19 protein-coding genes are annotated in these 17,935 nt (G+C 39.7%); 3 read left to right on the forward strand and 16 right to left on the reverse strand.

The genetic code is table 11. From position 1 onward, the window contains the following. Positions 1 to 66: 66 nt before the first annotated feature. Both CYP84_RS10405 and CYP84_RS10410 read right to left on the reverse strand, forming a co-directional pair. Positions 67 to 2,886 (reverse strand): RecB-like helicase, encoded by a 2,820-nt coding sequence (locus tag CYP84_RS10405; protein WP_103637475.1) that lies wholly within the window; start codon positions 2,884 to 2,886, stop codon positions 67 to 69. Beyond that, entirely contained in the window at positions 2,883 to 5,228 is a 2,346-nt protein-coding gene (locus CYP84_RS10410; RefSeq protein ID WP_103637476.1) for a PD-(D/E)XK nuclease family protein, read from the reverse strand. The genes CYP84_RS10405 and CYP84_RS10410 overlap by 4 nt, the downstream gene beginning before the upstream one ends. A 150-nt stretch (positions 5,229 to 5,378) precedes the next feature. Here CYP84_RS10410 and CYP84_RS10415 point away from each other — a divergent pair, with 150 nt between their 5' ends. From CYP84_RS10415 to CYP84_RS11095, 3 genes are all read left to right on the forward strand, one after another. After that, positions 5,379 to 5,966, forward strand: a complete 588-nt coding sequence (locus CYP84_RS10415; RefSeq protein ID WP_103637477.1) for a flavin reductase — start codon at positions 5,379 to 5,381, stop codon at positions 5,964 to 5,966. A 348-nt stretch (positions 5,967 to 6,314) separates the two neighbouring features. After that, positions 6,315 to 7,475, forward strand: a complete 1,161-nt coding sequence (gene nhaA, locus CYP84_RS10425) for a Na+/H+ antiporter NhaA (RefSeq protein WP_103637478.1) — start codon at positions 6,315 to 6,317, stop codon at positions 7,473 to 7,475. Positions 7,476 to 7,531: 56 nt separating this feature from the next. Then, positions 7,532 to 7,660: a hypothetical protein gene (locus tag CYP84_RS11095; RefSeq protein WP_258031449.1), complete on the forward strand. Its 129-nt coding sequence runs from the start codon at positions 7,532 to 7,534 to the stop codon at positions 7,658 to 7,660. 81 nt (positions 7,661 to 7,741) lie between these two features. Here the strand turns inward: CYP84_RS11095 and CYP84_RS10435 are convergent, their stop codons facing one another. From CYP84_RS10435 to CYP84_RS10500, 14 genes are all read right to left on the reverse strand, one after another. After that, a complete protein-coding gene (locus CYP84_RS10435) occupies positions 7,742 to 8,212 on the reverse strand; it encodes a FixH family protein (RefSeq protein WP_103637479.1) in 471 nt (156 codons plus the stop codon). Further along, positions 8,205 to 8,774, reverse strand: a complete 570-nt coding sequence (locus CYP84_RS10440; RefSeq protein ID WP_103637480.1) for a hypothetical protein — start codon at positions 8,772 to 8,774, stop codon at positions 8,205 to 8,207. The genes CYP84_RS10435 and CYP84_RS10440 overlap by 8 nt, the downstream gene beginning before the upstream one ends. Positions 8,775 to 8,880: 106 nt before the next feature. After that, positions 8,881 to 9,093 carry a DUF4006 family protein gene (locus CYP84_RS10445; RefSeq protein WP_021084770.1) on the reverse strand — a complete coding sequence of 71 codons (213 nt, stop codon included), beginning with the start codon at positions 9,091 to 9,093 and terminating at the stop codon, positions 8,881 to 8,883. Continuing rightward, the gene (locus CYP84_RS10450) at positions 9,093 to 9,956 is read right to left on the reverse strand and encodes a cbb3-type cytochrome c oxidase N-terminal domain-containing protein (RefSeq protein ID WP_009294847.1); all 864 of its coding nucleotides are present in this window, start codon (positions 9,954 to 9,956) and stop codon (positions 9,093 to 9,095) included. Before CYP84_RS10450 ends, CYP84_RS10445 begins: the two co-directional genes overlap by 1 nt. After that, the gene (locus CYP84_RS10455) at positions 9,944 to 10,156 is read right to left on the reverse strand and encodes a cytochrome c oxidase, cbb3-type, CcoQ subunit (protein WP_002939259.1); all 213 of its coding nucleotides are present in this window, start codon (positions 10,154 to 10,156) and stop codon (positions 9,944 to 9,946) included. Before CYP84_RS10455 ends, CYP84_RS10450 begins: the two co-directional genes overlap by 13 nt. 9 nt (positions 10,157 to 10,165) lie before the next feature. Next, complete coding sequence (ccoO, locus tag CYP84_RS10460; RefSeq protein ID WP_103558642.1) at positions 10,166 to 10,831, reverse strand: cytochrome-c oxidase, cbb3-type subunit II; 666 nt, start codon at positions 10,829 to 10,831, stop codon at positions 10,166 to 10,168. Continuing rightward, on the reverse strand, positions 10,831 to 12,321 hold the full coding sequence (ccoN, locus tag CYP84_RS10465) for a cytochrome-c oxidase, cbb3-type subunit I (protein WP_103637481.1): 1,491 nt from the start codon (positions 12,319 to 12,321) through the stop codon (positions 10,831 to 10,833). Before ccoN ends, ccoO begins: the two co-directional genes overlap by 1 nt. A gap of 92 nt (positions 12,322 to 12,413) precedes the next feature. Then, on the reverse strand, positions 12,414 to 13,097 hold the full coding sequence (locus tag CYP84_RS10470) for a response regulator transcription factor (RefSeq protein WP_012001191.1): 684 nt from the start codon (positions 13,095 to 13,097) through the stop codon (positions 12,414 to 12,416). Further along, a complete protein-coding gene (locus CYP84_RS10475) occupies positions 13,090 to 13,830 on the reverse strand; it encodes a sensor histidine kinase (RefSeq protein WP_103637482.1) in 741 nt (246 codons plus the stop codon). The genes CYP84_RS10470 and CYP84_RS10475 overlap by 8 nt, the downstream gene beginning before the upstream one ends. After that, a complete protein-coding gene (locus tag CYP84_RS10480) occupies positions 13,823 to 14,467 on the reverse strand; it encodes a sulfite exporter TauE/SafE family protein (protein ID WP_103637488.1) in 645 nt (214 codons plus the stop codon). The genes CYP84_RS10475 and CYP84_RS10480 overlap by 8 nt, the downstream gene beginning before the upstream one ends. Positions 14,468 to 14,489: 22 nt before the next feature. Further along, on the reverse strand, positions 14,490 to 15,608 hold the full coding sequence (gene carA, locus CYP84_RS10485; RefSeq protein WP_103570631.1) for a glutamine-hydrolyzing carbamoyl-phosphate synthase small subunit: 1,119 nt from the start codon (positions 15,606 to 15,608) through the stop codon (positions 14,490 to 14,492). Then, on the reverse strand, positions 15,608 to 16,159 hold the full coding sequence (locus tag CYP84_RS10490) for a DUF507 family protein (RefSeq protein WP_012001188.1): 552 nt from the start codon (positions 16,157 to 16,159) through the stop codon (positions 15,608 to 15,610). The genes carA and CYP84_RS10490 overlap by 1 nt, the downstream gene beginning before the upstream one ends. Before the next feature lie 49 nt (positions 16,160 to 16,208). Next, the gene (locus CYP84_RS10495; protein ID WP_103570630.1) at positions 16,209 to 16,649 is read right to left on the reverse strand and encodes an isoleucyl-tRNA synthetase; all 441 of its coding nucleotides are present in this window, start codon (positions 16,647 to 16,649) and stop codon (positions 16,209 to 16,211) included. 249 nt (positions 16,650 to 16,898) lie between these two features. Further along, positions 16,899 to 17,759, reverse strand: a complete 861-nt coding sequence (locus tag CYP84_RS10500; protein WP_103567768.1) for a formate/nitrite transporter family protein — start codon at positions 17,757 to 17,759, stop codon at positions 16,899 to 16,901. Positions 17,760 to 17,935: the final 176 nt, after the last annotated feature.

Consider the following 17,935-nt stretch of genomic DNA (forward strand, 5'->3'; position numbering starts at 1 on the left):
CAAGTTAATTTTTGAGTTGTGATTGTATTTAAACAATGCTTTAATAAAGCTTAAATTAAGTAGCGTTTAAACTTCAATATATGAAATTTTGCCTTCAAGTGCATAGAAGATGACGGCGATTATACTATGTTTTTCATAAAATTTAGCGAGCGCATCTTTATACTCTTTTACCTGTTTTTTGTTCTCTTCTATATTTTTATCTGTCGTTTTATAATCAATCACGCAAATTTCACGATCATTAAAGCAAAAAAGATCCATCTGTTTTAGCTCATTTTTTACTTTAAATGGCTGCTCTTTATAAATTTCTTTGTCTTTTATGCACTCTATAAATTTTGGCTCACTTATAAGCATTTTTGCCCTAGAAAAGGCATCTTCAAGTGCTTTAAGCGGCAAAAATTTATGAAATTTATTTAGCATCAAATTTTTAGCTTTTTCTAGTGAAATTTCATCAAATTTCTCGCTCATCTCAAGTAGATAGTGAAACGCCAGGCCAAAATATATCGCGCTTAAATTTTTACCACTCGTCTTTTGCTCTTTTGCCTCAACCTCTTGCTTCTCTATCTTTAAAATTTCAGGCATTTTCTCATCTTTTTTTGCCTCTTTTTGCTCGCTCTTGCTAGGTAAAATTTTGCCAAAGCTAAACTCCTTTAGATCAAGATAGTCGTTTGCCTCGCTCTTGTCGCTTCTTGTGTAAAACGAGAAAAAGCTTGGGCTATTTCCGCTTGGGACGGCTTGTTTGATGATTATGAGCGACTTTGTTGCCCTTGTGAAAGCGACGTAAATTTTATTGATATTTTCTTGCTTTTCAAGCTCTTTTATCTGCTCTAAAACGCTTGCATAGTCGCTATCAAAATTTTCTCTGCCTGAAATTTTACTCTTTACGATCCACTCGCCCTTTTCGTTGTATTCGGTTATGAAATTTGAGTCATCTCCCCTGCCCTTGCCCATCATATCGCAAACTATGACGTGAGCAAACTCAAGACCCTTCGACTTATGCACGGTCATCACTCTCACGCCATCGCTACTTTTTGGGCTGATTTTAGAGCTAAAGTTTTCAAGGTTAAATATAAAATCACTTAAATTTTTATACCCCGCGCTTAGCTCAAATAGCCTTAAGATATCGACATCTGCCATGCTTATGCCTAAATTTTTAGCTAGGTAAAATAGGCTATTTGTCGCGCTCACTTCTGGCTTTATGTTTAGTTTTTTGACATTTGCATTGACTAGCGCTTTTACGTTTTTTTCATAAATTTCTTCTTTAAAGAGGCAAAATTTCGCATACTCGATGATCGCAGTGACAAGTGGCGTTCTTTTTAGCTCCAAAGTGCCTTCATTGACGCTTTTTATCCCTGCGCTACTAAGCACTTCTGAGATGAGGCTAATGTCGCTATTTTTCCAGCAAAGCACGGTTATCTCGCTCGCATTTACGCCAGCTTTTAAAAGCTCACTTGCTTGCGAAACTACCGCACCTGCGATATCTTCATCACTTAGCACACGCAAGTAGCCGTAGTCATCTTTTTCTACTTCAAAATAAGCACACTCGCCACTTACCTCGTAGTTTAGCGTCTCATCTTTTTTAGCTGGCTCTTGTGGCTCAAAACTAAGCCCATATCTATGATAAATTTCTTCAAAAACGGCGTTGTTAAATTTCACCAAAGCCTTTAAACTACGGTAGTTGCTTGGCAAATTTTCTATATCTATCTGGCTAAAATCATCTCCAAGCTTGTCAAAAAGCTCTTTTTTGCCGCCTCTAAATTTATAGATACTCTGCTTCGTATCGCCGACATAAAAGAAGCTTCCAAGCCCGTTTTGTCCGTATCCAGAGACGATTTCAGCGATGAGCGGCAAGATGATCTCGTACTGGATCACGTTTGTATCTTGAAACTCATCGACTAAGAGGTGATTTATCCTACCATCAAGCCTAAAATAAAGCGCCTCTTTGTCCAGGCTTTGCACCAAAAGCTTAAAAACCAGCTTGTTTATATCAGCAAAACTTAGCGCATTTATCTCCTTGTTTAGCTCCAAATTTGAAGCCTTATAAAGCTTTAATAGCTTACTAAAGCCACTTAGCCTATACTTTTCGACTTCTAAAATGTAGTTTTTAGCAGCTTCTTTTAGCTCACAAAAAAGCCTATCAAGCTCAGGGGTGTAAATTTTGCTAAAAGTGCGGTAGTCTAGGCTCTGCCTAGCAAAAACCTTACTCTTAAATAGCTCAAATAAATTCTGCTCGCCAAATGTCTTTTTAGCCACATCGCTAGCGCCATTTTGCAAGGCTATATGCTCATTTAACGCCTTTTGCGCCGCCCTTACCTTGCTATCATCTGGATAGCTTGCGCCACTATCTTTTAGCTCGCCGCCAAAGCTCTCATAAAATTTCGCCAAAGTCTGCGAAAAGCTAGCCTCCTTTTGGCTTGAGATGATCATCATTAAGGCTAGCTCGCTAAGAAGCTTTTTATCCTTGCTCGCCTCTTTTACAAATTTTTTCCACGCCAGATCTTGCAAGCTATCTTGCACGCTGTAATCAGGGCTAAGCCCTAAATTTTGGCTAAATTTCTTTAGTATCCCAGAGAAAAACGCATCAAATGTATAAATTTTTAGCTCACTTTGCAAAAAGACGCCAAGCCTCTCATCTCGCCTTTTTATCGCCTCATCCTGGCTTATATCAAGCTCCGCGCACACCGCTTCAAGCTCGCCTTTTTTGTTTTGCAAGTCCAAAAAAGTGGCGATTATGCGCTCTTTCATCTCGTTTGCTGCCTTTTTTGTAAAAGTTAGAGCGACGATCTCGTTTATATTTTCGCCTCGAAGCACCAAAGCGATGTAGCGAACGCTCAGCGCAAAGGTCTTACCGCTTCCAGCGCTTGCTTTTAGGGCTAAAAAATTTTTCATAACTCTCTCCTACAAAGTGTGACGTATTCGCAAAATACGCAAGCACCGCTCTTTCTTTCAAAATTTATCTTGGTTTTGTTTATGGTTTTTAGCTTTTCTATCTCGCCGCTTAGATCCTCTACGCTTTTTTTAGAGCTAACTAAGCTAGGCTCGTTTTTTAGGGCATAGTAGGCACTTCGCACCTCTCCGCCGTAAAGTGCTTCATAAAAGGCAAGCTGGAGCGAATTTACATTTGCTTCGCCCGTTTTATAATCAAGTATAAGCACGTCGCCGTTTGTGTCCGCATCGATCCTATCGATAAATCCCTTTATCTGCACGCCGCAAAACTCGCTTTGCATCTCTTTTTCGCACTCAAGCACTCTAAAGCCAGCTCTTAAGCGCTCGTTTTCATAAATTTCATACTCTTTAAATTTATGCGACCAAATTTCAAGCTCAAGTGGCGTAAGATTTTGCTTTGCTAGCATCTCTTTAAAAACGGCTAGATCAAAGGTGTTATTTTGCTTATAAAATTCGCTCGTATAGTATTCAAAAAGTGCGCTATGAACACTATTTCCTTGTTTTGTGCCAAGCTCACTTGCAATAGCTTTTGGCGCATCTATGTGAGCTGTTTTTGTGTAGTAGTATTTTCTTGGGCAGGTTAGAAATAAATTTAGTGTCGAAAACGAAAGTGGGTTTGCGAAGAAATCATGCTCTAAAACAACCTCATCATCACTTAAATTTAAGCTGGCCTCTCCCTTTAAAAATAGCTTCAAATAAGCCTCATCGCTAAATTTCTCATCTTTTATTGTTTTGAAATTTTTTAAAAATCTTGATGGTATGCTCTCTTCATTTACGCAGCAACTTATCGCCACTTTTTTGGCATTATTTATGAGGCTTTCGTAGTAAAATCTCTGCAAATTCTCGCGCTCAATGTAGCTTATAAGCCCAGCTTTTTGCCTCACTTTTGAGTTTAAAAACATCTCATTTGCGCTTCTAGCTGGGATGAAGTTGTCGTTAAAATCAACTATGATAACGCCATCAAATTTCATCCCGCGGCTCTCTAGCATGCCCATGACACTGATCTTTCCGCCGCCCACATCATCGATGCTTAGGCGCGAGATATTTAGCAAGAAAATCTCACTTAGCTGCTTTAAGCTAAAGTTAAAATACCTGCATAAATTCTCCATCCTAAAAAGCTCAAGTGCGAGCTTCTCTTCGCATCTTGGCTCATTTTCAAGCACCAAAAGCTCATCTATTAGCTCTTTAAATTTGCCAAATTCGCATGGCTCAAAATAACTAGCCTTAAATTTCTCAAAAAGCTGCTCGCTCACGCCAAATTCGCTTAAAATAAAGCCAAGCTCCTCGTAGCTCTCACACTTACTTTGATCAAAAACTGGGCTTGCCTCTTCATTGATCGCTCTTGTGATGTAGTAAAGTGCCTCATAAAATTTTGTATTTTTAAAGCTCTCACCCATGGCGTAGTTGAAAATTTTAGCACTATCATGAATCCTTAAAATCTCACTAAAACCCTCATCTGGCAAGATCACTGCGATATTTTCAGGCTTTATGCCCTCACGCACAAACTCGCTCGCCTTTGCCATAGCATAGGCGCACTGCAAGCTTCTTGTAGCGAAATTTCTTACTAAAACTGGCTCAAATTTTGTGATATTTTCTAAGCAAGTTAGCTCGTTTGTGTTTAAATTTAGCTCATATTTTTTATAGTTTTCAAACTCGCTAATGGCTGAAATTTGCCTTATCTTTTCTATTAGTTTTTTATTAAAAACGCTAGTTTGAAAGATAATTTTTAACGTGGTTAGTTTTGAAATTTTTTCTAAAATTTCCCACTCAAACTCGCTTAAAATGCCATCAATGTGCAGTGAAATTTCACTAAAACTTTTTATGTAAGCTTCATTTATAGAGTAAATTTTTGGCAAGGTTATATCATCATAAAGATCCTCTTTATAAAGCAGGCTCTCATACTCTTTTAAAACCGCCTCAAGTATGCTTAAATGCTCCTCAAAATCAGCGTAAATGTCGTTAAATTTGATCTCTTCAATGCTCTTTTTGCTAATGGCTAGCTCTTTAAAAAATGAAAAAAGGTAGTCGTTGTTTTTCAAAAACTCAAAAAACTCAGTTGGGATTTTAAGCACCGAGTTTGCCTCTTTGACGCTGGCACAGGCTCTGTTCATAAGCACCAAAGCGTAGGTACTATCGCACTCAAAGCGGCCATTTACAAAAACGGCCTTTTTGTAAAACTCAGCGATGCTTAGACTTTTTGGGATTAGCTCGTCATTAAAACCAGCGTTAAATTCCCTGATCTTACGCGAGTTTGTAAAGACGAAAAGTTGATTTAGATTGCGCATTTTACTCTCTTAAATTTTTAAAAAATGATAGCCAAAAGCTGATAAAAGAGCGCTTTTTCTCACTTAAGCTAAGCTTTGAAAATTTTTCTAAATTCATTAAAAATTTAAGCCTTAAACTGCTGGGGGCTACAATTTCAAAAAGGAGCAAAAATGCGTAAAGAGTTAAACAGATCTGGCTTTTACTACGGCTTTCCAGTTTTGCTTGCCACCACAAAAGATCAAAAAGGGCGAGATGATATCACCGTGCTTTCATCCTCTTGGACGCTAGGAGATAGCGTGGTGCTTGGCATCGGAGTTGATAACAAAGGCTATAAAAATATCCAAAATGGCTCAGATATCACGCTAAATTTATGTGATGAGAGCTTGCTTGAAGCTATAAAAAAGATAGAAAAACTAACAGGCGACGAGGACGTGCCGGAGGAGAAAAGAGCCCTTGGATACAGCTACGAAAGCGATAAATTTAAGGTAGCAAATTTGCACAAAGAGCCAGGCATAAAGGCAAAAAGCGTGCGCATAAAAGAGTGCAAGATACAGATAGAAACGATCGTAGAAAAGTGCGAGATAAAAGAGTGGTTTTGCATCGTTACTTGCAAGATAGTTGGCATCTTTGTGGATAAAAATTTGTTAAAAGATGAAAAGCTAGATACTAAAAAATGGTCGCCTCTAATCTATAAATTTAAAGAGTACGTTAAAACTGGCAAGCGTTTGGGCTTAAATTTTGGTTTTAAAGAGGTTTGAGTAAGCGTTTTGGCTGGCTAGAAAGTAAAATTTACGGGTAAATTTATTTGGTTTTGACCTTGGCTAAAAACTTTTGGATGCAAATTTAGCCCTGCTATCAAGTCTCAAAAGCTCGCCGCAAACAGCCTTTGCGCGCTTACAAATCTCTAAAATTTCATTCATTTTCGCTCCTTAATCTATAAAAACCGTGCGCAAGCGTCCCGCTCCCGCAAGCGCGGCACGGCAAATTTTAGAGATGCGTCTACTAAATTTACCTTTGAATTTGACTTGATTATAGCCAAATTCGCCCGAATTTTATGCGAGCGAAAAATACGCTATAATCGCCAAAATTTATAAAAAGGAAGCAAAATGGGCGGAATAAAAGAGTTTTTAAAACACGAAGCCAGCGGCGGGATTTTGCTGATGATCGCTACGGTAGCGGCGCTACTGTGTCAAAATACGTTTTTGAGCGATTTTTACAACGAATTTTTAAATACCAAATTTACCATGAGCTTCGGCGAATACGGACTAAGCAAACCCCTGATCTTGTGGGTGAATGACGGGTTGATGGCGGTATTTTTCTTTCTCATCGGACTTGAGCTAAAGCGCGAGGTGCTGGAGGGCGAGCTAAAAAATCCGTCGCAAATCGCGCTGCCAGCGATCGGCGCGGCAGGCGGCCTGATAGTGCCCGCGGTTATCTTCTATCTTTTTACGAAGCACGACTCCTTCGCGCTTGGCGGCTGGGCGATACCGACGGCGACGGATATCGCGTTTGCTCTGGGGATTTTGAGCCTACTCGGGCCTCGCGTACCGACTAGTTTAAAAATTTTCCTCATGACGCTAGCGATCGTCGACGACCTTTGCGCGATCGTGATTATCGCGCTATTTTACACGAGCGAGCTTAGCGCCCAAATGCTTGCGGTCGCGAGCGTTTGTCTAGCCGCGCTTTTCGTGCTAAACAGACTCGGCGTAAAGAGCAAGGCGGCCTATCTAATCGTAGGCGCGGTGATGTGGGTAGCGGTGCTAAAATCTGGCGTTCACGCCACGCTTGCGGGCGTCGTGGCGGCCTTTTTCATACCGCTTAGCTTTAAAGACGAGCCTGGCAAATCTATGCTAAAAAGCATCGAGCACGACCTGCACGGCTGGGTGGCGTTTGGTGTGCTGCCGATATTTGCCTTCGCAAACGCAGGCATCTCACTGCGAGGCGTCGGACTGGACGAGATTTTGTCTCCAGTCGCGCTAGGCACGGCGCTGGGGCTTTTCGTCGGCAAGCAAGTCGGGGTATTTTCTTTTAGCTTTTTGGCGATCAAATTTAAGCTAGCCAAACTACCCGAGGGGTCAAATTTCATCCAACTTTACGGCATCGCCGTGCTTTGCGGCGTAGGATTTACGATGAGCCTTTTCGTTAACGGCCTAGCCTACAACGACACGGACGCCTTTGCCTACACCGACAAGCTTGCTATCTTGCTAGGTTCGGTAGTTTCGGGCGCCGCCGGGTTTATATTGCTTAAATTTAGCGCCAAAAACTAAAGTGCGAGATAAAGGAGTGGTTTTGCATCGTTACTTGCAGGATAGTTGGCATCTTTGTGGATGAAAATTTGTTAAAAGATGAAAAGCTAGATACTAAAAAATGGTCGCCGCTCATCTATAAATTTAAAGAGTATGTTACAACTGGCAAGCGTTTGGGATTAAATTTTGGTTTTAAAGAGGTTTGATCTGGCGTTTTGGCTGGCTAGAAAGCGAAAATTTAAATTTGATTTTGACCTTGGCTAAAAACTTTTGGATGCAATTTTAGCCTATTTTGTAGCGTTAAAATCAAATTTATAATATCTCGTATCTTGCTTGTCGCTTAGCCTTAAAAGTAGCTGCCACCTGCCCTCTTTTAGGCCAACACTCTCGCTTATAAGCTCATTTTCTTGCCATGAGGCGCTTAATGTTTTGTTATCTTTGTTTGTTTGTGGGCGAGTGAGTAAAATTTCATAGCTAAGGCTTGAAATTTTGCCATTTTTTGGCGTTAGAAGAAATTTAAACTTACCCTGCAAACCTTTAAATTCTGGCTCAAATTTAAGGCCAAATTTCTCATCAAATCTAGCCTCACTCTCTTTTATAAAAGTGATGTTTTCATCGACTTTTTGGTAGCTTTGCATATAAGCACTATCCATCTCGACTGGGTTATTGATCGCAACGACGATGGTTGCGACGCAAGCTAAGATGATAGCCACTATGCTAAGCACGATGCCATAAGGCCAAAAGCTCTTATTAGCCATTTTTTACCTTTTTATAAAAGATGATGAGAACGAAAAATGCGATCAAGCCGTAGATAAAAATTCGAAAGAAATTTAAGGTCGTTTTGTTTGAGCTGCCGATACCGCTTTCTAGCTTTAAATTTAAGCTCTCAGCGATCTGCTCGGCGATATCAGCGTAGCCGTTTAAGATAGCGGCGTTATAGACATCTTTGCCGTTTTTTGAGACTAAAATGGGGATAATGGTGCCTGATTCTGGATTTACACTTAGAATTTGCTCTTTATTAAAGAGCTTTAAAGTGTTTGTATCGCTAAAAATTTCAACCTTTTGCTTATTTTTTATGAGTGCTAAGAAGACAAAAGGCGAGCTTAAATTTTGCTCTTTAAAAAGCGCGTCTAGCTCGCCATCTTTATATAGACCAACTACTAAATTTATGCCACTTTTTTGATAAAGCTCACTGCCGATCTCATTTAGCTTTTGGCTCACTTTTTGGCTTAAAATTCCATCATCATTGATAACAAAATTTGCACCCCAAGCCAAATTTTGCCAGAGCAAAATGATAAAAATGAGTGCAAATTTCTTCAAGCTTAACCTACAAATAGGTGATTTGGCGTAAGCACTGACCAGGCACAAATGGCGCCTGCGACGACTATTAGCAGGATAATGGCTTTTTCTATTATGCCTAGCATCGCTACTCCTTTACAATGACGTGTTTAGCGTTATCTACGCTCTTCATCTCGATGCTAGCTGCATCTTTTAGTGAGTAAGGCTTGGTTGCGACCTCTTTTTGCAAGCCGATGCCAACGTATGTAAGCACCGCTAGGATAGAGAGCAAAAGCACCACCGCTATTAAAAATCCGCTAATGCCGTTTAAGGCAAAGATGTTTCTATTTTTATTTTCCATTATTCGCCCTTTGATAGCGATATGACGTACTCGCCAACTGCGCTTTGCTGGATCTCATTTAACCTGCCATCATTAAATTTAGGCATAGTGCCGATCGCTCCTTTTTTGCCGCGATTTAGCACATCAGCCACAAAACTAGCCGAGCCATATTTGCTAAGATCAACCGACATACCATCCATGCCCTTGCCGTCCTCGCCGTGGCACGACGCACAAGCAGCATAAAGCTCTTTGCCAGTGGCTACTAAATTTTCATTTTTAGTGCTTTTTATCGCGCTTATCTCTTTAGCTACGTAAGCTGCGATCGCCTTTGCGCCATCAGCATCGGCTAAGCCTGCTGGCATCTCGCCCATAGGGTAATCAAGCCCTTTTGAGCCATTAAGTATAGTCTCAACTATGCCTTTTTCGCTGCCCCAAATTTGTAAATTTGCAGCCTTGCCGCCTATGCCATCGCCTGTGATGCCGTGACATGCTGAGCACTGCACAAGATATATACTTTCGCCCATAGCGTGAAGTGTCTCTTTGCTTGGGTTTGCATACTCTTTTTCAAATTTGGCGTTTGCCTCTTTGACCTCTTTATTATACTCGCCGATTTGTGAGTAAGAATTTAGCGGATAGCCTAGCAAATAGTACCAGATCGCCCAAACTAGCGCTAGTAAAAAGACAACCGCCCAGCCAAGTGGGACAGGGTTTTTGTATTCTCCTATGCCGTCCCAGTTGTGCTCGCTAAGCTCAACGCTCTCATCTTTTTTAACCTTCATCTGCCCCACATACCTACCAGCTACAACGATAGTAAGCACGATGATTAGAGCCGCTCCTATAAGAGCTAGTAAATTTACATTATCTTCTAAATTTAGCCATTGCATACGCTCTCCTTTGTAGCCTTACGCTCTAAAATTTCGCCACCGATCTCATCGTTAAGCGCTAGTTTTGAGTACTTCTCATAGTTTCTTCTGCCAGTTTTTTCGCTCTTATAAAGATGAAAAAAATAAGCATACAAAGTGATCGCCAAAAATGCTGTCAAGAAAAAATAGCCATAAGCTTGAAACTCTCTAATGTTCTCCATCTTGCGCTCCTACTTTAGGCTATTTAGATAAGCAATGAGTGCTACGATCTGGCGAATTTCACCTTTTGCAAAAGCACTTTTTACCTGCTCATCTTTCATATTTTCAACGATAGCTGCAGCCTCAGCCTTAACATTAGCATTTGTCTGCTCTAGCGTGCCAAGTGCTGGCATATCTTTTTCGTCATAAGGCGTGTTAAAGACCTTTTTAACCGTTAGCGCTTCAGCGTATGCAGTCTCGATATCAGCATTTTTCTTAAATAAAAATGGATATGCTGGCATGATCGAGCCTGGCACAACTGAGGCTGGATTTAGCATGTGATTTTCATGCCAATCAGTCGTTCTATAGTTGCCCACACGCATAAGATCTGGACCTGTTCTTTTTGAGCCCCAAAGGTGCGGACGATCATAGGCAAATTCGCCACTTAGCGAGTACATGCCGTATCTATCAGTCTCAGCTTTAAACGGACGGATCATTTGAGAGTGGCAAGTGTTGCAGCCATTTTGCATATAGATGTTTTTGCCAGCTAGCTCTAAAACGGTGTAAGGCTTTGTGCCCTCAAGCGGCCTAGCTCTGTTTGCAAAGTCTGGCAAAATTTCAACTATGCCAGCGTAAGCGATGACGACAAATACGCAAACCGCAAAAAAGAATGGATTTTTTTCTAACCAAGCAAACATCACATCACCTCCGCGCTAGCTTTTGCCCCGCCGCCCATTGGCGAAGCGTTTTTTGGCTCTGCTAAGATAGCTTTAGCAGAAGTTGATTTGTAGATATTATAAGCAAACATCAAGAAGCCAACTAGATAAAGAAGTCCGCCAATAGCCCTTATATAGTAGTATGGGATAAGCACAACTACCGTGTCTATGAACGAGTAGAGTAAATTTCCATAGCTATCAGTCGCTCTCCACATCATACCTTGTGTGATACCAGCGATCCACATAGACGCGAAGTATAAAACGATACCTGTTGTTTGTATCCAGAACTGAGCTTCCATTAGCGACTTTGAGTAAATTTCACGCTTAAACACGCGCGGTGTCATATGATAAAGTGCCGCCATGATCATAAAGCCAACCCAGCCAAGCGCGCCGTCGTGAACGTGTCCTGGTACCCAGTCGGTAAAGTGCGCTAGGGCGTTTACTGACTTGATAGAAAGTATCGGTCCTTCAAGTGTTGAGAACATATAAAATGTCGAAGCTAGGACCATAAATTTAATAAGCGGACTCTCTCTAAGCTGCGCCCACTCGCCCTTCATCGTAAGAAGGATATTTATCGCTGAGCCCCATGAAGGCAGGATCAAAACGATAGAAAAGACTGAGCCCATAGTCTGCATCCAATCAGGCGTAGCAGAGTATATTAGGTGGTGTCCGCCAGCCCAAAGGTAAATAAACATCAAACCCCAAAATGAAAATAATGATAATTTATATGAAAATATCGGCTGACCGCTCTCTTTTGGCAAGAAATAATAAATTTGAGCGATGATAGCCACTGTAAAGACGAATGCAACTGCGTTGTGGCCGTACCACCACTGAACCAAAGCGTCGTTTGAGCCAGCGTACATAGAGACAGAGTGTAACCATGAGCCATATCCGCTAACAAGTCTTGTTGGAACCTCCATATTATTAAAGAGATATAGCATCGCAACGCCTAAAAATGTAGCGATGTAGTACCAAACTGAGATATAAAGCGTCTTTTCGCGGCGGATACCGATGAGGCCAAATATACTAACGCCCCAAAGCACCCAAACAACGACCACTGCGATATCTAGTGGCCACTCAAGCTCAGCGTACTCTTTCGCTGTGCTCTCGCCCATAAAAAGCGTAACAACAGCCAAAACCATAACAAGCATATATAGCCAAAAGTGAAGCTTGCCGATAAACATCAAAAATGGCGACTCGCTCATCGAGACCTTTAAAACACGCTGTCCGATGTAGTACCAAGTGGCAAAGATGCCTGAGAGCATGAAGCCAAAAATGATGCCATTAGTATGAAGAGGACGCAACCTCCCAAACGCCGAATATTCGCCGGCTATGTAGTTAAGCTCTGGACAGGCCATTTGAAAAGCTATAACTACGCCAACAACCATGCCTATGATACCAAAGAGTATCGTGGCAAACATAAATAGCTTTGCTACACTATAATCATAGTGTAGTAGCTGAGATGGTCGCATAAAATATCCTCCTAGTTAAATTTATATTAATGATTCGTTATTTTAGAGTATAAGGACTATAAAAAAACTTAATTAATATAAATTCTCATTAACTAGGAAAGTCTTCTGTCTATTTTGTAACCAAGTCCTGGGACATTTTTTATAAAATTGTTGCCAACTTTGTCTCTAACGCGCTTAACAAAGGTTCTAATAGCTGCTTCTGTAACGCTCTCGCCAACCCAAACGACGCTTTTAATCTCATCATGAAGCACGAGCGTACCAAGTCTTTTTATCAAAAGTGAGATAAATGCAAGCTCTTTTTTAGTAAGTGAAATTTCAACACCGTCTCTGATAAGTACGCGCTTAATTTTGTTAAAGCTATATCCGTTTGCAACTTGGATGATGTTTGCAGTTTCTATCTTGCTTTTTGCGACATTTTCTATCGTTTTTAAAAGATCATCTGCCATGATAGGTTTTATGAGATACTTATCAACGCCAACATCGATAGCCTTTAATAAAGTCTCCTTTTCGCTATGCGCACTTAGGACGATGACAGGTGTGTCTTTAGAAATTTCCTTGATATATCTTGTCATATCAAGTCCATCACTAATTGGCATAAATACATCTGTAATTACCATATTTGGGTTGTATTTTTTAAATTTTTTCAAACCTTCATCACCATTTTGAGCAGTAAAAACTTTTTCAAAATTGTCACTTAGCACATCGTGCATGATCTTTTTGCTGTCGCTATCGTCTTCGACAAGCAAAACCGTTAGGTTCTTTAAAATTTTATTCATCTATCTCTCCTTTGTGTGGTAACTTTATTAAAAAACAGGCTCCATTATCGCTGTTGCCCGCTGTTATTTCTGCGTTAAATTGATCGATTATTTGCTTTGACATATATAGTCCTAAGCCAGTGCCTTTGGCATCTTCTTTGGTAGTAAAATATGGCTTAAAAATCTCATCTATCACATTTTTATCTATGCCACCACCGTTATCTTCTACGCTTAGGTAAGCAAATTTTTCATCGCTATCAATCTTTATTTTTATATTTTTTTCTTCTATCTTTTGTAAATTTAGTGCGTCTTTTGCGTTATTTAGTAAATTTATGATGACTTGCATGAGCCTGTTTTTATGACCATAAATTTTAGAGTCCCCTAGCACCTCAAGCTCTATATGAATGCCCTCTTTTTTCATCACACCTTTTACGATCTGTATCGATGCTCTAGCTGCGTCTGCTAGGCTAAATTCTTGAGAAAGTGTGTTTGGATTTAAAAACGAGCTAAACTCATCAGTAGTTTCTGACATATACTTTATGATCTGCATAGCCCTCTCATAAGAGCCGATAAATTCGCCATCTTCGCTGCGTGCTAGCTTTTTCATCTTATATAAAACTAAACTTAGCTCATTTAGCGGCTGCTTCCACTGGTGAGTTATATTTGCCATCATCTCGCCCATCATCGCAAGCTTAGCAATCCTCATGCCATCGCTACTTGATAGAAAATTTTCATCTAAATTTAAACTAGGCATTTGCTCTATATCCTAAAAATGATAGATAAAGTCCGTTTAAGATCATTATGCAAGCTGAGAGCTTAAACATGATCTCTTTAAATTTCTCTCTTAGTAAGCCAAAAACAAAACTAGCTAGCAACATCGCTGGTAAGGTGCAAAGCCCAAAGATAAGCATTATTAAAGATGCGTCAGACACATTTGCGCTTAAAATTCCAAGCGCTAAGAAATAATAGACCACGCCACAAGGCAAAAGACCATTTAAAAAGCCAAGCAGTAAGAAATTTGTCAAATTTCTCTTTTGCACGCTTGTTTTTGCCATTTTTACTATAAATTTAAGTGCTTTTTCGCTCTCTACAAATTTTAAAAGCTCGCCCCTAAAAAGCAGTGCGATGCCAATAAATGCGATCACTAAGCCAACTATGAAAAATATCACGCCCCTTGCTTGCATACCAAAACTAATAGCTGCTCCAAAAACGCCAAACAAAGCTCCCAAAGCCACATAAGCAAAAATTCTAGCTAGGTTATAAAGCGCGCTTAGCATTAAAATTTCACTCTTGCTTTTACCTTTAAAAAATAGAGCTTGCAAGCTCAAAAAACCGCTACACATGCCGACACAATGACTAAAGCTGCTCAAAATCGCAACTGAGATAATCATGTAAAGGCTTATGTTTTGCATATTATAAAATTTCTAAAAACTGCTTAAATATATATTTGCTCTCATTAGGACCGCTGCTTGCTTCTGGGTGATGTTGCACCGAGAAGATCGGATAGTCTTTGTATCTCACACCCTCGATCGTGTTGTCAAACAAATTTCTATGTGTCACAACCGCTACTTCAGCGATGCTCTCTGGCACGTTGTAGTTGTGATTTTGCGTTGTTATCTCGATCGCTTTTGTCTCTAAATTTAAGACTGGATGGTTTGCTCCATGCTGACCAAATTTAAGTTTATATGTCTCGTATCCAAAGGCATTTGAAAGCAGCTGGTGTCCAAGGCAGATGCCAAATATCGGGATTTTTGCCTCTATCATTTTTTTGATCTCAGCGATTTCAGCCTTTAAATTTTTTGGCTCGCCTGGGCCATTTGATAAAAATACCCCGTTTATCTCGCCATTTTTAAATTTATCTATCAAAACTTCAGCCTTAGTATCGTGTGGTACGACGATGACCTCAAGGCCAGTTTCGCATAGCTCATTTAGGATGTTTCTCTTTACGCCAAAGTCAAAAACAGCTATCTTTTTGCCGATACTTTTTAGCGGCTTATATGACTTTAAATTTCTATCCCAAGCGCCTTTTTTGTGCTCGTACTCGTCCATAGCGCTGACTGTTTTTACGTAGTTTATATTTTCTATGCGTCCGCTACTTTCAAGTCTGCGTTTTAGCTCATCTTTGTCGCTTATCTGCGTTGAGATATAGGCCATTAAGGCGCCTTCATCACGTAGCATCTTTGTCAAATATCTAGTATCAACATCATAAACGCCAAATTTGCCCTGCTCTTCAAAAAATTTACCCAAAGATTTTTGCGAGCGGTAGTTTGAGGGGATTTCATTGTAGTTTCTCATTATGACGCCACTTGCATGAATTCTAAGGCTCTCCATATCATCTTCGTTTATGCCAACGATGCCGATCTCTGGCATAGTAAAGACGATAAACTGACCAGCATAGCTTGGATCACTCATGATCTCTTCATAGCCAGTCATAGAGGTATTAAAAACGAGCTCGCCTGCGCACTCGCCGTGAGCACCAAAGGCTTTTGCCTCTAAAAAAACGCCGTTTTCAATGTAAATATAAGCTTTCATTAAAGCATTCCTCTTTTTTTAAGCTCATCTTGATATAAACGCTCAAAAATCAGGTCGTATTCATCAGTTCCTGGGATAAGTTTGCGTTTGTAGTTTTGCATCATCTCATAGACGCTATCTTCTATCTTCTCATAGCTCTTTAGATACTCATCTATCGAGCCATATATCACGTTTTTTACGCGGTTTTCAGATACGCTATAATCAACCAACCCGCTCTTCCAAATAGTCTCAAGTATCTTGTGAGCGACATTGCTAAATCTATCTTCATGAGTTAAAATGACGTCAAATTCGCCAGCAAGTTTCTTTTTAACGAGCCAAAACATATTTTTGCGGTCGATTTGCATCGTTTGCATCTCGTCCTCGTTTTTCTCTAAAAGCTCATTTACTCGCTCGTCTAGCGCTCTTTCTTTTTGAACGTCGGTAGTTAAAATTTCACTTGCTTTTGCTACGATTGGCTCAATACCTTTGTTTAACTTTACAAAACCACAGTTTAAAAGATCTATTGCTATTTTATGTGAGACATAAGGTACGTGTGGAAGTTTTATACGCATTTTAAACCTTTAAATTTTTATGCCATTGTAACTAAATAAAGGTAAAACTTTACTTTGAAATTTTAACGACTTTATCATTGTCACTTCTTAGAAAATAAATTTCTCTTCGTCCGTCATAAAGGACTTTGCCGCTTATTTTCTGCTCGTTTTGTAAATTTGAAGATAGATCCATCTCAAGTGGCTTACTCATAAAATAAGCCTCGCCCAAGTTTCGTCCAAAATCAGGATACCAACTAAGTGCGCAAAGCAGGAGCAGGAGCAGATAAAAGGCTCTAAAAATTTTCCTAAATGGCGCGTAAAAGAAACAATATCCAAATATAAAAAACACAGGTAAAAGCCACAAAAAAGGCACATTATCTACAAAAATCACATTGAAATACTCATTTATGCCATAAAATGAAAAGTAGTTGTTGTAAATTCCAACAAATAGCGTAAAAATAGGAGCAAGAACAAATATAATGCCAGTAAAAAATGCATTGAAAAATTTCATAGACTCTCCTTTTTTCGTGGGATTATATTAAATTTTAGCTTTATTATTGCTCTAAATTTATTAGCCAAGATGTTTTAAACTCCAAGATGTCACAAATTTTCAAATAAGGGGGAGTTAAAACGATAAATTTAAGATGAGTGTGACATTTTTTAGATGAAAAATAAGAGATTTTTTTGAAACTTTTAAGGTAAAAAAGAGAAATTTGTAATTTAGCCTTTGCCATAAAAGCAAAGACTAAAAGGGAGTTTATTAAGCTTTTTTCTTCATATCAAATTTATTAGCCATGAAGCCAACAAGACCAACAAAGAAAAGACCACCGCAGATGTTGCCAAGTGTAACTGGGAGCAAGTTTTTGCTTAAGAAATTTGTCCAGTTGATGACATCTAGTTTATCAGCTGTAGTGTGAAGTAAAGCTGCTGCAGCGTTGATATCGCCGCCACTTGCTGCTATATAGTGAGCTTTAGAGATGATAGCTTCAGTTATGATGAACATATTTGCAACGCAGTGTTCCATTGAGCAAGCAACGAATGCGCCGATCATCCACATAATGGCAAAGAATTTACCAGATAGGTTGCTCTCGCTTGTCGCAGTCCAGATAGACATACAAACAAAGACGTTACAAAAGATACCACGAAGAAATAGCTCATGAAATGGTGCTGTGATCTTGCCAATAGCTGCTGGTACAAAGTGTTGCAAGATGTAGCCGTCGTATTTTAGTGGCAAACCAGAGTAGTAGTACATATAAGCGATCAATGCGCCACCAACGAAGTTAAATATCCAAACAATTACCCAGTAGCTTATGGTTTTGCCAAGTGGCAATTTGCCATCATATGCACTAACACCGCTTAAAACAGAGCTAGTAAATAGGTGACCACCATAAAATACAACCATCATGAGGCCGCAGCTAAATGTGATACCACCGATGAAGTTTGAAAGACCGATAGACTGTTTTTCAGCCATACCAACTGTTGAGTGAGCCCAAAAAATATCACCCATTGCAATAGCAGCTCCAGCCATAATAGCAAGGAAGATAATGCTTACAAGTGGCGTATGAGCTTTATGCTCCATAGAACTTGACACCGCTTGAGCGGTTTCTGCCGGATTTAACATCACGTCTCCTTTTTATTTGACCTTCTTTGATCTATAACAAATATAAAGCAAAGAAGTAGTGCCAAAGATAGAGATTTGGCGTTAAAATTTAATGTTTAAAGCTTAGTTTTTACACTAAATTTCAAATCCAAAATGATCAAATTTATCTTTAGCAAACCCCAGATTAAATTTAGCTC

Source organism: Campylobacter concisus, assembly GCF_002912425.1.
GTDB classification, from domain to species: Bacteria; Campylobacterota; Campylobacteria; order Campylobacterales; family Campylobacteraceae; genus Campylobacter_A; species Campylobacter_A concisus_AH.